The sequence below is a fragment of the Gaetbulibacter sp. S0825 genome (assembly GCF_011777505.1).
Taxonomy (GTDB): Bacteria; Bacteroidota; Bacteroidia; order Flavobacteriales; family Flavobacteriaceae; genus Pontimicrobium.
The window spans coordinates 41177-53527 of the sequence record NZ_JAATJT010000002.1 but is presented as its reverse complement, the minus strand read 5'-3'; the positions used below and the strand labels follow the sequence as shown (position 1 = coordinate 53527).

Annotated in this window: 13 protein-coding genes; 3 read left to right on the top strand and 10 right to left on the bottom strand. The window is 31.8% G+C overall.

Annotated elements, in window-relative coordinates; genetic code table 11:
* Window positions 1–100: 100 nt before the first annotated feature.
* The 9 genes from HB672_RS07780 to HB672_RS07740 form a co-directional block, all read right to left on the bottom strand.
* Entirely contained in the window at window positions 101–1663 is a 1563-nt protein-coding gene (locus HB672_RS07780) for a choice-of-anchor J domain-containing protein (protein ID WP_167610557.1), read from the bottom strand.
* 231 nt (window positions 1664–1894) lie between these two features.
* On the bottom strand, window positions 1895–2713 hold the full coding sequence (locus HB672_RS07775) for an SDR family oxidoreductase (RefSeq protein WP_167610554.1): 819 nt from the start codon (window positions 2711–2713) through the stop codon (window positions 1895–1897).
* Window positions 2714–2752: 39 nt separating this feature from the next.
* On the bottom strand, window positions 2753–4405 hold the full coding sequence (recN, locus tag HB672_RS07770) for a DNA repair protein RecN (RefSeq protein ID WP_167610551.1): 1653 nt from the start codon (window positions 4403–4405) through the stop codon (window positions 2753–2755).
* A gap of 86 nt (window positions 4406–4491) precedes the next feature.
* Window positions 4492–5379 (bottom strand): DUF4835 family protein, encoded by an 888-nt coding sequence (locus HB672_RS07765; RefSeq protein WP_167610548.1) that lies wholly within the window; start codon window positions 5377–5379, stop codon window positions 4492–4494.
* Window positions 5372–6583, bottom strand: coding sequence for a bifunctional phosphopantothenoylcysteine decarboxylase/phosphopantothenate--cysteine ligase CoaBC (gene coaBC, locus HB672_RS07760; RefSeq protein WP_167610545.1), 1212 nt, complete (start codon window positions 6581–6583; stop codon window positions 5372–5374). Before coaBC ends, HB672_RS07765 begins: the two co-directional genes overlap by 8 nt.
* 6 nt (window positions 6584–6589) lie before the next feature.
* Window positions 6590–6919 carry a DNA-directed RNA polymerase subunit omega gene (locus HB672_RS07755; RefSeq protein ID WP_167610542.1) on the bottom strand — a complete coding sequence of 110 codons (330 nt, stop codon included), beginning with the start codon at window positions 6917–6919 and terminating at the stop codon, window positions 6590–6592.
* A 10-nt stretch (window positions 6920–6929) separates the two neighbouring features.
* A complete protein-coding gene (gene bamD / locus HB672_RS07750; protein ID WP_167610540.1) occupies window positions 6930–7742 on the bottom strand; it encodes an outer membrane protein assembly factor BamD in 813 nt (270 codons plus the stop codon).
* 124 nt (window positions 7743–7866) lie between these two features.
* On the bottom strand, window positions 7867–8742 hold the full coding sequence (gene dapA / locus HB672_RS07745) for a 4-hydroxy-tetrahydrodipicolinate synthase (protein ID WP_167610537.1): 876 nt from the start codon (window positions 8740–8742) through the stop codon (window positions 7867–7869).
* Complete coding sequence (locus HB672_RS07740) at window positions 8742–9260, bottom strand: hypothetical protein (protein WP_167610534.1); 519 nt, start codon at window positions 9258–9260, stop codon at window positions 8742–8744. Before HB672_RS07740 ends, dapA begins: the two co-directional genes overlap by 1 nt.
* 132 nt (window positions 9261–9392) lie before the next feature.
* On the opposite strand from HB672_RS07740, the gene HB672_RS07735 reads away from it, so the two are divergent.
* The 3 genes from HB672_RS07735 (at window position 9393) to HB672_RS07725 (ending at window position 11519) form a co-directional block, all read left to right on the top strand.
* Window positions 9393–10148: a 5'-nucleotidase gene (locus HB672_RS07735; RefSeq protein ID WP_167610531.1), complete on the top strand. Its 756-nt coding sequence runs from the start codon at window positions 9393–9395 to the stop codon at window positions 10146–10148.
* A 5-nt stretch (window positions 10149–10153) separates the two neighbouring features.
* Entirely contained in the window at window positions 10154–11068 is a 915-nt protein-coding gene (locus HB672_RS07730; RefSeq protein WP_167610528.1) for a metallophosphatase, read from the top strand.
* 61 nt (window positions 11069–11129) lie between these two features.
* On the top strand, window positions 11130–11519 hold the full coding sequence (locus tag HB672_RS07725; RefSeq protein WP_167610525.1) for a DoxX family protein: 390 nt from the start codon (window positions 11130–11132) through the stop codon (window positions 11517–11519).
* On the opposite strand, the gene HB672_RS07720 is transcribed toward HB672_RS07725, so the two are convergent.
* The gene (locus HB672_RS07720; protein WP_167610523.1) at window positions 11508–12251 is read right to left on the bottom strand and encodes a hypothetical protein; all 744 of its coding nucleotides are present in this window, start codon (window positions 12249–12251) and stop codon (window positions 11508–11510) included. The two genes, HB672_RS07725 and HB672_RS07720, sit on opposite strands and share 12 nt — an antisense overlap.
* Between the last annotated feature and the right edge of the window lie 100 nt (window positions 12252–12351).

Here is a 12351-nt window from a genome sequence, read left to right as displayed (position 1 = left end):
TTGATGCAAAGGTAACGAAAGCACAGATATTAAATTGCTAAAAATAGTGCATAAAAAAAGCCTCGAAAAACGAGGCTTTTAATTTTATATAATTAAGATATTATCTTTTTATCACTTGCTTAGTTTCAGTTACTCCGTCTATAGTAACTTTTACAAAGTAAGAACCAGCTTGTAAAGCAGACATATCTACTTCACTTGAACTTTTATTAGGTGCTTGACGTAAAACCTCTTGACCTAACATATTATAAATAGATACATTTTCGATATTATCTTGAGCTCTTAAATTAAGCTTGTCTTGTACTGGGTTTGGATATAATCTAAACTCAACCGCATTATCTTCAACGTCATCATTAGATAATGTTTCAGAAGACCAAACGTTTAATGTAAACGATGGGTCTCCTGGTGAAGCTGCATCAAATTTATGAACTCTAATATAATATGTTGTTCCAGCAGACAAACCTGAAGCCGAAATCTCTTCCGTTAATGGAGAACTCCCTCCATCATCATCACAACTTACTTGTACTAAACTTCCCGGAGTTCCTGAATATAAAACTAATACCGCATCAAAATTAGCTTCCAATGATACCATAACACCATCTGTTCTAGCTTCAAAGGCATACCATACGTCAAAATGTGCAACTTCAGTAATACTGGTAGAACAAGTTTCTCCACTTGTACCAGCAACGGCTGCTCCATTATTAGCTCCAGATATTGTTCCCGAAATATCAGTTGCACCAGTTACAAGAGGTGTATTAACGTCTTGAACTACAACTTGTGCTTGACCTACATCATCGTTACTTGCTGTTGGTGAAAATGCATAAGGACCAGTCCAGATACTTTTATCTCCACCACCACAATCTGCTCTAACATAAGCCGCATATGAATTCCCTGGTGTTAAAGACGTAAACGTATAAGGATTACTTCCTGTAGAAGTTATTGCCCCATCTACATCGTGAGTTTGTCCAGCGGTTAAATCAACTAATTCAACATCCCAAAGTGTCTCAATTCCACCTGGACCAGATGTCCAAGAAAAATCTGCACTAGTAGACATAATATTCGAAATTGAAGCAGCTGAAGGCTCAACACATGTTGGGGTTTCTCTAACAACAACATCATCAATATACCATTCTGATTCATCATTTCCTTGATAGTTAAAACCAATATAAACACTAGAATTCCCAACTAAAGCTGATAAATCATAAGCACCTCTAATGGTCCATAAATCTTGCGCATCCGCTCCTTTATCAACAGGAACATTGATAGGCACCCAAGTAGCTGTCGATGCATCTCCAGCATAATCAGTAGAATAATATACTCCAATATTAGCATAGAACGTATATTGAGTCATTTCATAGTAAGTAAACTCTGGCGATACAACACCCCCAACTGATAAATCAATTACTGGAGTAACTAACCATCTATCATTAGTTCCAGTAAAATCATTAAAAAAAGCAGCTTGACTTCCAAAATTTGAAGCGCTAGTATCGGGATTAGCATTTCCAGAAGTACTTAATGCCCAATTATTCCCTGGATCTGACACAGATCCAGCAACATCCGCCCAACCTGCTGGTGGGAAAGACCCTTCAAAACCTTCGCTTAAATAAGTTTGTCCGTAAATTAAAGATGTCCCCATAAGTAGGACTAGTAGTGTAATTTTTTTCATGCTATTACAATTTTGTTAAGTTTATATTTATTTGATTAAGGTAAAATCAAGTGCATATTACTACAAAAAAGGGAAGTTGTAAACTATTATTCGTTAAACGATAAAAAATTCACGTTAAACCGATTAGCAACGCTCTATATTTCGACAAAAAGCTTAGAATAAGACTGGTAGTAATAAAGCAAAAAAAGACCCTGAAAATCAGGGTCTTTAATAAAATATTTTAAATAAATCTTACTCTTCTCCCATAAACGTATCCATAACCGCATCGCTTACTCCCATATTACTGAATCCTCCATCATTAAATAAGTTTTGGAGTGTTACTCGTTTTGTTAAGTCACTAAACAAAGTAACTGTGTAATTAGCACAATCTAAAGCAGTTGCATTACCGAGGGGTGACATTTTATTGGCATAAGCTATAAACCCATCAAATCCCTTAACTCCTTTACCAGCTGTGGTAGGGGTAGGTGATTGAGAAATAGTGTTTACACGTACTTTTTTATCCTTTCCAAAAAAGTATCCAAAGCTTCTTGCAATACTTTCTAAATAGGCCTTGTTATCTGCCATATCATTATAATCAGGAAATACTCGTTGTGCTGCCATATAAGTTAAGGCTACAATACTTCCCCATTCGTTCATAGCATCATTTTTATATAATGTTTGCATGACTTTATGAAAAGACATAGCGGAAACATCTGTTCCTTTTTGAGTCCAATCGTAATTTTGGTCTGTGTAAGCTCTTCCTTTTCTAACATTGACTGACATACCAATAGAATGCAATACAAAATCTAATTTACCTCCTAAAACTTCCATGGATTTTTCAACCAAATTTTGTAAATCTTCAAGTGAGGTTGCATCTGCTGGAATGATTTCAGAGCCTGTCTTTTCTGCTAAATCGTTAATTTGCCCCATTCGCATCGCGATTGGCGCGTTAGTTAGTACAAATGTCCCGCCTTCTTCATGAACTCTTTCAGCTGTTTTCCATGCAATAGAATTAGGGTCTAATGCTCCAAATATAATTCCTCGTTTTCCTTTTAATAAATTGTATGACATCTTGTAATGTTTAGTTAGTTTGAGTTAACAAAGATACTATTAATTCAATAATTGTTTAGCATGTGCGATTGCAGATGTTGACATTTCCTTTCCGCCTAACATTTGAGCAATTTCAACAATGCGTTCATCTGCATTTAATTTTACCATTTGTGTAGTGGTTTTATTATCTACATCTTCTTTAAAAACCTTAAAATGCGTATCGCCTTTTGCAGCAATCTGTGGTAAATGCGTAATAGTAAACACTTGCATAGATTTGCTCATTTGCTGCATAATTGCAGCCATTTTATTCGAGATTTCTCCTGAAACACCTGTATCAATTTCATCAAACATAATGGACGGTAACTGAATATACTTTGCCAAAATTGATTTTACAGCCAGCATAATTCTTGATAATTCGCCACCAGAAGCTGCTTTCTTTAAAGGTCTAAATTCGCCTCCTTTATTTGCTGTAAATAGGAGACTTAGCTTGTCTTTTCCATTGTTGTAAAAATCATTCTCTTTTAAAACAGAAATGTCGAATTTGGCATTTTCCATACCAAGATCCTTAAGTATAGTCTCTAACTGTTTGGACAATTCTGGAATAGCTTTATTCCTTTTTTTATGTAAATCTTCAGCTAGTTTATTAAGTGATTGTTCTAATGCCTTTAAAATGTTTTCCTTTTCTGAAATTAGACTATCAATAGTTTCAGTTGCAAAAACTTTATTGGATAATTCCGTTTTTATTGCAATTAATTCATCAATATCAGATGCTGAATGTTTCAATAATAAGCTGTGAATTTTTTGAAGTTTTACATTAACTTCTTCTAGCCTATTGGGATTGGCTTCTAAATTTCCTTGAGCATTTTCAATCTCTCCAAATACGTCATCTAATTCTATTAAGGCACTATTTACTCTATTAAACAGTTCCGAATACGTTTTGGACAATTTAGACAGTTTTTGTAAGCTATTTTTTAGCAATGTTAAACTGTTAAGTACTCCTATTTGCTCTTCACTAAGTAATTGATTTGATAATAGTAATTCTTCCTTTATCTCTTCAACATTATTTAACGTTTCATACTCATTTTCTAATTCTTGAAATTCTCCTGATATTAATTGTGCTTCTTCTAATTCATTAAACAAAAATAAGTTATAGTCGTACTCTTTAAGTGCTTCAGCCTTTTGAAGTTTTAATGATTGTAATTCGTTTTTTATAGCATTAAAAGATTTTAGTTCCGCACTGTAGCCTTCCAATAATTCAGTATTATTAGCTAAAGCATCAATAATTTGAAATTGAAAGTCGTCATTCGTCAATTCTAGGGTTTGGTGCTGTGAGTGAATATCTATTAAAAAAGCTCCTAATTGTGCTAATACATTTAAATTGACTGGTGTATCATTAATAAAAGCTCTCGACTTACCAGAAGGTAAAATTTCTCGTCTTATAATTGTTTCAGATTCGTAATCTAAATCTTCCTCTTTAAAAAATTTCTTTAAGTTGTAATTAGCTATATCAAATGTAGCTTCAACCACGCATTTTCTTGAAGTATCTTTTACGCTACCAATGTCTGCTCGCTTCCCTAAAATTAAAGATAAACCTCCTAAAAGGATTGATTTTCCAGCACCAGTTTCACCAGTAATAATGCTTAAACCATTATTGAAAGATATTTGTAAATCTTCAATTAAAGCGTAATTTTTTATAGATAAGGCTGTTAGCAAAAATAATTACTTTAAGGGTTAAAAAAGTTTCATTATCTCTTTCAAGAAATGATATACAAATTTAAATATAAAATGGTAATGTGAGCTTAGTAATTAATGTTTCTCCATTTATTGGAGTGGTTAGGCGCCATCTTTGTTAGAGATGCTACCAAATCTGTAATACTAATGCTTGGTCCATCGGTAAAAATGTTTTCAATCTCTTCTGCTTTAGCATCAAAAAACACGCGCATAATAAACGAACTTGGTCTTCTTCTATTTATCGCTTCTAGCCCAGAAATGGCATCAGAAATTTTTTGTTTTGCATTTTTTTGGTTTAAATGCATCGTATCTAAACCTCCTATGTGATAGTTATATAATGTACTTCTAAACTCTTTATATGTTGGCGATAACAAATTGTCTATTAACACAAACTTCGATTGTAAACCATCTTCTGGCTTCCAACCCTTAAAATTACTTTGTTGAGAATAACTTAAAATTGTTCTTGCTTGTTGGTAATATTCATCTCCTCCATTTAATGCAAAAGAATCTGCATCCATACCTAATATTACATAAATATGAAATGCCAAAACAGATACTAAATTTGATTGAAATTGGTTAGGGTTGTAGGTTATGTTTTGAAACTCTTGATACCTAAACGAAAAATCTTTATCGTTAAAATTATAAATTGGTGTACTATACGATGAGTTAAAAATAGGTCTTGACGATCTTATTTGAATTGAGCCTTGGAAAACATCACTATTGTAGCTAGTTATGTTTATGACCATACTACAATTAATTTGCTCATTTTGAGAAAAATTCTTGCTTGTCCACTTTGTATTATTTACAAACTCTTTTAACTGATTTTCTAAAGTTTTAAATAGCTGAACATTTTCGTTACCAGTTTGTTGTGCATTAACAATAATATCGCAATTTAACTCTTGAGATGTTGTAACAAACGAACAAAAAACTGAGGCTATAAGTAGTAGTTTACGCATGGTATTGTTTTAATATTTCTTGCATAATATCTATAGCAACTTGGGCTTTAGATTTTAGGCCATAATTAACACTATTTTCATTCTTATCGATAATAGTCACTTTATTGGTAGCACCACCAAAACCAGCACCTTCATCATTTAACGAATTTAATACAATTAAATCTAAATTCTTGGATTTTAGCTTTCCAATTGCATTTTCAAGTTCATTATTTGTTTCTAAAGCAAACCCAACTAATAGTTGCTTTTCTTTTATTTTTCCTAATGAACCTAATATATCTTTCGTCTTTTCTAACTCTATGGTTAACGTAGAATCTTTCTTTTTTATTTTTTTATCGGCTACAAATTTTGGTTTATAATCTGCAACTGCAGCTGATAAGATAGCAATATCGCAATCTGAAAATTTATTATGAACTTCATTATACATCTCTTGAGCACTAGTCACAGGAACAACCTTAATCAAATTACTGTTAACTTTTTGATGTGTTGGCCCAGTAATTAAAATAACCTCAGCTCCTAACTGTGATGCAGCTTTGGCAATTTCAAAACCCATTTTTCCGCTTGAATGATTACCAATAAAGCGAACAGGATCAATAGCTTCATACGTTGGTCCAGCGGTAATTAATACTTTTTTGTGATGCAATGGAAGTCCCGAAAGCACATGGTTTTCAATAAATGAAACGATATCTTCTGGTTCTGCCATTCTACCTTCGCCAACCAGTCCGCTAGCTAATTCGCCGCTAGTCGCTGGAATCATTACATTCCCGAAGCTTTGAAGTTTTTTTAATGAGTTTTTAGTAGACTTATGTTTGTACATATCCAAATCCATAGCTGGTGCAAAATATACTGGACACTTTGCTGATAAATAGGTTGCTAAAAGCATGTTATCGCTGTTACCTGAAGCCATTTTAGAAAGTGTATTAGCTGTAGCTGGAGCAATTAAAAACAAGTCTGCCCACAAGCCTAACTCCACATGGTTATTCCATACGTCGTTTTCATCTTCGTCATTTGTAAACGAAGTGATAACAGGGTTTTTGGATAATGTTGATAAGGTTAAAGGGGTAATGAAGTCTTTAGAAGCAGGCGTCATGACCACTTTAACATGCGCGCCTGCTTTTATAAATAATCTTACTAATGACGCTGTTTTATAAGCGGCAATACCAGCAGTTATGCCTAGAAGTATATTCTTGCCACTTAAAATAGACATCACTAATTATTCTTGAGAATCTTGCTCAGTATTTCTGTAGTAAATCTTTTCGTTTAGCCATTCTTGAACAGCTAATGCATGAGGCTTAGGTAATTTTTCGTAAAATTTTGATACCTCAATTTGTTCTTTGTTTTCGAAGATTTCTTCTAAACTGTCATTGTATGTAGCAAACTCTTCCAACTTATCGATAAGTTCTTTTCTTATCTCAGTATTTATTTGTTCTGCTCTTCTAGCAATAACAGAAATTGCTTCATAAATATTACCAGTAGGCGAATCAATTTCATTTCTATTGTACGTCTCTGTGTTTACTGGAGCATTTACTTTCTTTAAATCCATCTTTATATAATTAACCTTTGTTTTCGTATTGTTTTTGTAATTCTACTAATTCTGCATTCATTTCATTTGCCTTTTCGATAAACTCTGAACTTGCAAATCTATTTTTAAACGAATAGTAATATTCTATTGCTGTGTTTATTCTTTCTTTCTTTTTATATTCCACACTATTTACAGCTAATTTATAAGCTGAGTCTAAACGGTAAAACATTGCTTTTTCTTTATGAGTAGCTCCTGGATAATCTAGTATAAAGTTATCGAAAGCTTTTATAGCAGCTTCAAAATCTCTATTATGAGGTCCTAAAGTGTGATATTGTTTTGCAATTTCGTATGCTTTCTTTTCCAACTTAAAATCTAGTTCTTTAACCATTTTATTGGCTTCTTCTAAGTATGTTGAATTTGGATACGTGTTTATAAATGTTTGTACTTTTTCTATCGCTTCAACCGTTTCTTTTTGTTCTTTACTGTAAATTGGAGGAAGGTGATAGTAACTTTTTGCTCCCAAAAAAGCTATTTCTTCAGCTTTTTCACTTTCTGGGTATGAGTTCACAAAACGCTCCATTTCATAATTTGAAGTATAATAATCACCAACATTGTAATGTGCCATGGCTTTCATGAACATTAACTTTTGCGCTTGAGGTTTTCCTCTGTATTTAGGAGCAATTTGCTCAAACAAACGTAGTGCTTTTCTATACTTACCAGCATCATAAAGTTCTGTTCCCATTGAAAACTTAACAGCAATGTCTTCAGATTTTATGGCTTTTTGAAATTCGCTACAAGAACTAAATATTATAGCGATAATAAATATGTAAACAAGTCTTTTCATAGATTTTAAACAGAATGCAAAAGTAAACATTTATAACGTATTTTAAAAACAATTATTTTGAGCTAAAATATAACGACATTTCCCTATTGAATAAGGTTTAAGTAATATTTAACTTTTAAGTAATTTAATACTGTTCTACGTAATTATTAATTCTATGTTTTAAATCTTTAGTAGCTGGCACCAAAGGCAATCTAACTATGTCTTTGCACAAGTTCAAGGTTTCTAAAACCGCTTTAATACCTGCAGGGTTGTTTTCCTCGAATATTAAGTTGGTAATTTTAATAAACCTCTTGTGCAATTGGTAAGCTTCGGCTGCTTTTCCTTCTAAGCCTAATTGTATCATTCTTGAAAAATCTTTAGGAAATGCTTGTCCTAATACCGAAATAACTCCTGAACCTCCTGCTAGAGTGACTCCTAATGCTAAATCGTCATCACCAGAAATTATCAAAAAGTCTTTTGGTTTATCTTTCAAAAGCTCTAAATACTGTTGCTGATTATTTCCAGCTTCCTTTACTGCAACAATATTATCAAAATCCTTGGCTAATCGTAAGGTGGTTTCTGGTAACATATTTTTAGCTGTACGTCCAGGTACGTTATATAATATAATTGGAATTGGGCAAACTTGCGAAATAGCTCTGAAATGCTGATAGAACCCTTCTTGAGTTGGCTTACTGTAATAAGGTGCTACAGACAATATAGCTGCAAAATCTGATAAATCTGTATTCTTAATTTCGTCAATTACTGCTGTTGTATTATTACCACCAATACCTAAAACCAAGGGTAACTTTCCAGCATTGGTTTTTTTAACAGTTGTGATTATATCGAGCTTTTCTTGTTTAGAAATTGTCACACTTTCTCCAGTAGTTCCGCTTATCACTAAATAATTAGTGTCATTATCAATATTGAATTTTACAATATTTGAAAGTGCCTCATGGTCAACACTTAAATCATCTTTAAAAGGCGTTACCAGAGCAACTCCTGTTCCTATTAATGTGCTCATTATATTTTATTAAGTACTTTTAAATATTTAATTAATTCCATTTTAAAAAGCTCTATTTGATCTGTTGTAACATCTATTATAAAATCATGAAGTCGTTCATCATTTCCTGAAATACCAATTTTAAAATTTGCTTTGGATAATGCCGTTACCAAATTCAACTCTAAACAATCTTGTTTATAATAACTAATAAGTGCATCAAATTCTGTATTTACAAATTCTTCAAGTTCCACATTTTCAATTTTACCTTTCCAACCAAAATTTTTGGGATTAAAATAGGCATCCCAACTATTTGGTGTTAATTTTTCATCTGTAATAAAAGCGATAAATTTTACTTTATTCTCTAATATACTCAGTTCTTTAAAGAGGCTTTTAAACGCTTCATAATTATTAAATTCATCAAAAGAAAGTACAATACCTAACGATTCTATCTTTCGAGAATCTACAACAACACTCCTTGAATTTAATATATTGTTAATATATTTTTGGTTTGATTTTTCTTTAAATCGTTTTAAAAACATTTATATTTATGCGTTTATACAAATGTAGTAAACCAACAAGATTAAAACTATAAGAATCATATTCTTTCAAAGCATTTGTGACACAAATAACATATTTGTAAGAAGTTGTAACAGAATTAACACAAAATATTAATGAAGAAGAAATATTTTATAATCTTACTAACGTTAGTCTTAATAACGTCATGTAAGCAGGAAATGCATCTTACTAGAATTGAAGGAGAAAGGATTGAAATAAACGACTCACTTTCTGGAAATCAAGACATTGAAAATTTCATTAAACCATTTAGAGAGCATGTAAATAACGATTTAGATAGTGTTATAGCCTACTCTGTTGATACTTATACTAAAAACGATGGCGAATTAAATACTGCCATAGGTAATTTTATGGCAGATGCTGTTAAAGAAATGGCAGGTCCAGTATTTAAAACCCGAACAGGAAACAATATTGACATTGTTATGTTAAATCATGGTGGTATTAGGTCTATTCTGTCAAAAGGAGATGTAACAAGCAGAACCGCTTACCAAATTATGCCATTTGAAAACAGTGTGGTTGTTACTGGATTAAAAGGAACTTCAGTAAAAAAGATGATTAACTACCTCCAAAAAGCTAAACGAGCACACCCAATTTCGGGTATGAGTATAAAATTAAATGTTGATTTTGAATTATTAGAAGCTAATGTTAATGGAGAAGTGATAGAGGACAACAAAACGTATTATGTAGCTACAAACGACTATTTATATAATGGTGGTGATAATATGAGCTTTTTTAGAGAAGGTGATTCATTACATACCCTTGACTATAAAATTAGAAACGTACTTATAGATTATTTCAAAAAAGTAGATACTCTTGATTTAAGAGCTGACAACAGATTTATTAAAACCAATTAGCCAAAATGAAACGAAGAGATTTTTTACAGCAAACAGCAGCAAGTACCGCACTAATTGGATTAGGAGGTCTAACATTATCGTCATTTAATAGTACTACTCAGAAAAAAATTACCATTCTACATACTAACGATGTTCACAGTCATATTGATCCTTTTGGCCCTGATGATGGTAGAAATGCTAATAAAGGAGGTGTTGCAAGAAGAGCTAGTTTGGTTGAAAGAATAAGAACAGAAAATCCTAACACTTTATTACTTGATGCAGGCGATATTTTTCAAGGAACCCCTTACTTTAATTATTATGGAGGTGAACTTGAATTTAAACTCATGAGCATGCTTAAATATGATGCAGCGACAATTGGAAACCATGATTTTGATAACGGTATTGATGGTTTATATGCACAATTACCTCATGCTAAATTCGACTTTATTTCTGCTAATTACGATTTCTCCAACACCAATTTAAACACGCATGTGAAACCTTATAAAACGTTTGTTAAGGATGGTATCAAAATTGGTGTTTTTGGTTTAGGAATTGAATTGGATGGCTTAGTAACTAAAGATTTATATAAAGAAACTGTATATCTTAACCCTACAGAAATTGCTCAAGATATGAGCCGTATCCTTAAAGAAGAAGAAGGCTGTGATTTAGTAATTTGCTTATCACATTTAGGGTATAATTACAGAAATAACCCTAATAAACCATCAGATTTAACACTTGCCAGAGCCACAAAAGACATTGACCTTATCATTGGAGGGCATACACATACTTTTTTACCTAAACCAACTATTGAAAAAAATAGTGTTGGCAAAAATGTATTAGTTAATCAAGTGGGTTGTTATGGTTTATATTTAGGTAAAATAGATTTTTACTTTGATAGCGATAAAAATAAATCGGCAGATGGTACTACAATAATCGTTTAATTTCGTTCTAATTGTAAGTGTTTTGTTTTTAGTCGTCTAAAAAGACTTTACACTTATAATTATGAAAAAACATATTCCTTTAATCTTAAGAATAGTTATTGCAGTTATTCTAATTCAAACACTGCGTTTTAAATTTACTGCGCACGAAGACAGTGTTTATATTTTTGAAACCGTTGGTTTAGAGCCATATGGAAGAATTGGAATAGGCATCTTAGAACTTATTGCTGGTATTTTATTATTAATTCCTAAAACTGTTTGGGCTGGAGCATTATTAACACTTGGGCTTATTGGTGGAGCTATAATGATGCATTTAATACAATTAGGTATTGAAGTGAAAAATGATGGAGGTTTGCTATTTATTACTGCTGTTGTTACTTTTATTTTGTCTGCAATTGTGCTTTATATGTATCGAAAAGAAATTCCTATAATAGGCAAAAAATTAAGCTTTTAATTTTTCAAGCACTTCGTATTTTTTGGCTTTCATATAACTCATACTAGATTGAATGTAGAAAAAGCAAAATGCAAAAACCAGCAAAATTGAGTAAACAATACTCAATATGTTTTTCTCAGAAACGTAGAAATAGGCTACTTGAATTACTTCAGAAAACACAATACAAATAGCTCCTAACAACAAGTTCATTGCTTTTTTGGAATCCCTGCTTATATAATTTATCAATGCTACAGTTAACAAGAACATAATTGACGTATTGTAAAGTAATTCAATTAAATAATCAATAATACCGTACAAAAAATCACTTTGATAAGCTGTATCGGTAACCAATATAATGCTATAGATATCTAAAGCGATTAATATAATGATATGAAAAGGAAAGCGATTAAATATGCTATGCAAATTCATTGTTTTTAATATACCAACACTTAAACAACAATAAGCAGCTATATATAATAAGTTTCCTCCATAATAAAGAATATTATCAATTAAAATAGAGTTTTCGGCTAAAGGAAAAAAGACTCCTGAAAACTCCGAAATAGAATATAATATCAAAAAATAGAAGAAGTAAGATTTCTTGCATTTGTTAGATATACAATACAAAATTGTTAATAATGGCAATAATAAAGGCCTAACTAAATTACCAGCATCCTGCAATCCAAAAATTTGGAAACCAAGAAATGTAATAGTAAGCACTATTATAACGCCTAATAGTAGTTTTGTCTTTTGCATATAGATTTGGGATCTATTTGTCAGACAAATATAACAAAATATTACAATTGAACGTATAAAACATGCTTTTTATCGATAAAAAGCTTTATTTATAATTGTT

Coding starts and splice junctions, on each gene's coding strand:
- HB672_RS07780 (WP_167610557.1), bottom strand. CDS start 1,663: ATGAAAAAAATTACACTACTAGTCCTACTTATGGGGACATCTTTAATT.
- HB672_RS07765 (WP_167610548.1), bottom strand. CDS start 5,379: ATGCGTAAACTACTACTTATAGCCTCAGTTTTTTGTTCGTTTGTTACA.
- coaBC (WP_167610545.1), bottom strand. CDS start 6,583: ATGTCTATTTTAAGTGGCAAGAATATACTTCTAGGCATAACTGCTGGT.
- HB672_RS07775 (WP_167610554.1), bottom strand. CDS start 2,713: ATGTCATACAATTTATTAAAAGGAAAACGAGGAATTATATTTGGAGCA.
- HB672_RS07720 (WP_167610523.1), bottom strand. CDS start 12,251: ATGCAAAAGACAAAACTACTATTAGGCGTTATAATAGTGCTTACTATT.
- HB672_RS07725 (WP_167610525.1), top strand. CDS start 11,130: ATGAAAAAACATATTCCTTTAATCTTAAGAATAGTTATTGCAGTTATT.
- HB672_RS07755 (WP_167610542.1), bottom strand. CDS start 6,919: ATGGATTTAAAGAAAGTAAATGCTCCAGTAAACACAGAGACGTACAAT.
- HB672_RS07735 (WP_167610531.1), top strand. CDS start 9,393: ATGAAGAAGAAATATTTTATAATCTTACTAACGTTAGTCTTAATAACG.
- bamD (WP_167610540.1), bottom strand. CDS start 7,742: ATGAAAAGACTTGTTTACATATTTATTATCGCTATAATATTTAGTTCT.
- HB672_RS07730 (WP_167610528.1), top strand. CDS start 10,154: ATGAAACGAAGAGATTTTTTACAGCAAACAGCAGCAAGTACCGCACTA.
- dapA (WP_167610537.1), bottom strand. CDS start 8,742: ATGAGCACATTAATAGGAACAGGAGTTGCTCTGGTAACGCCTTTTAAA.
- HB672_RS07740 (WP_167610534.1), bottom strand. CDS start 9,260: ATGTTTTTAAAACGATTTAAAGAAAAATCAAACCAAAAATATATTAAC.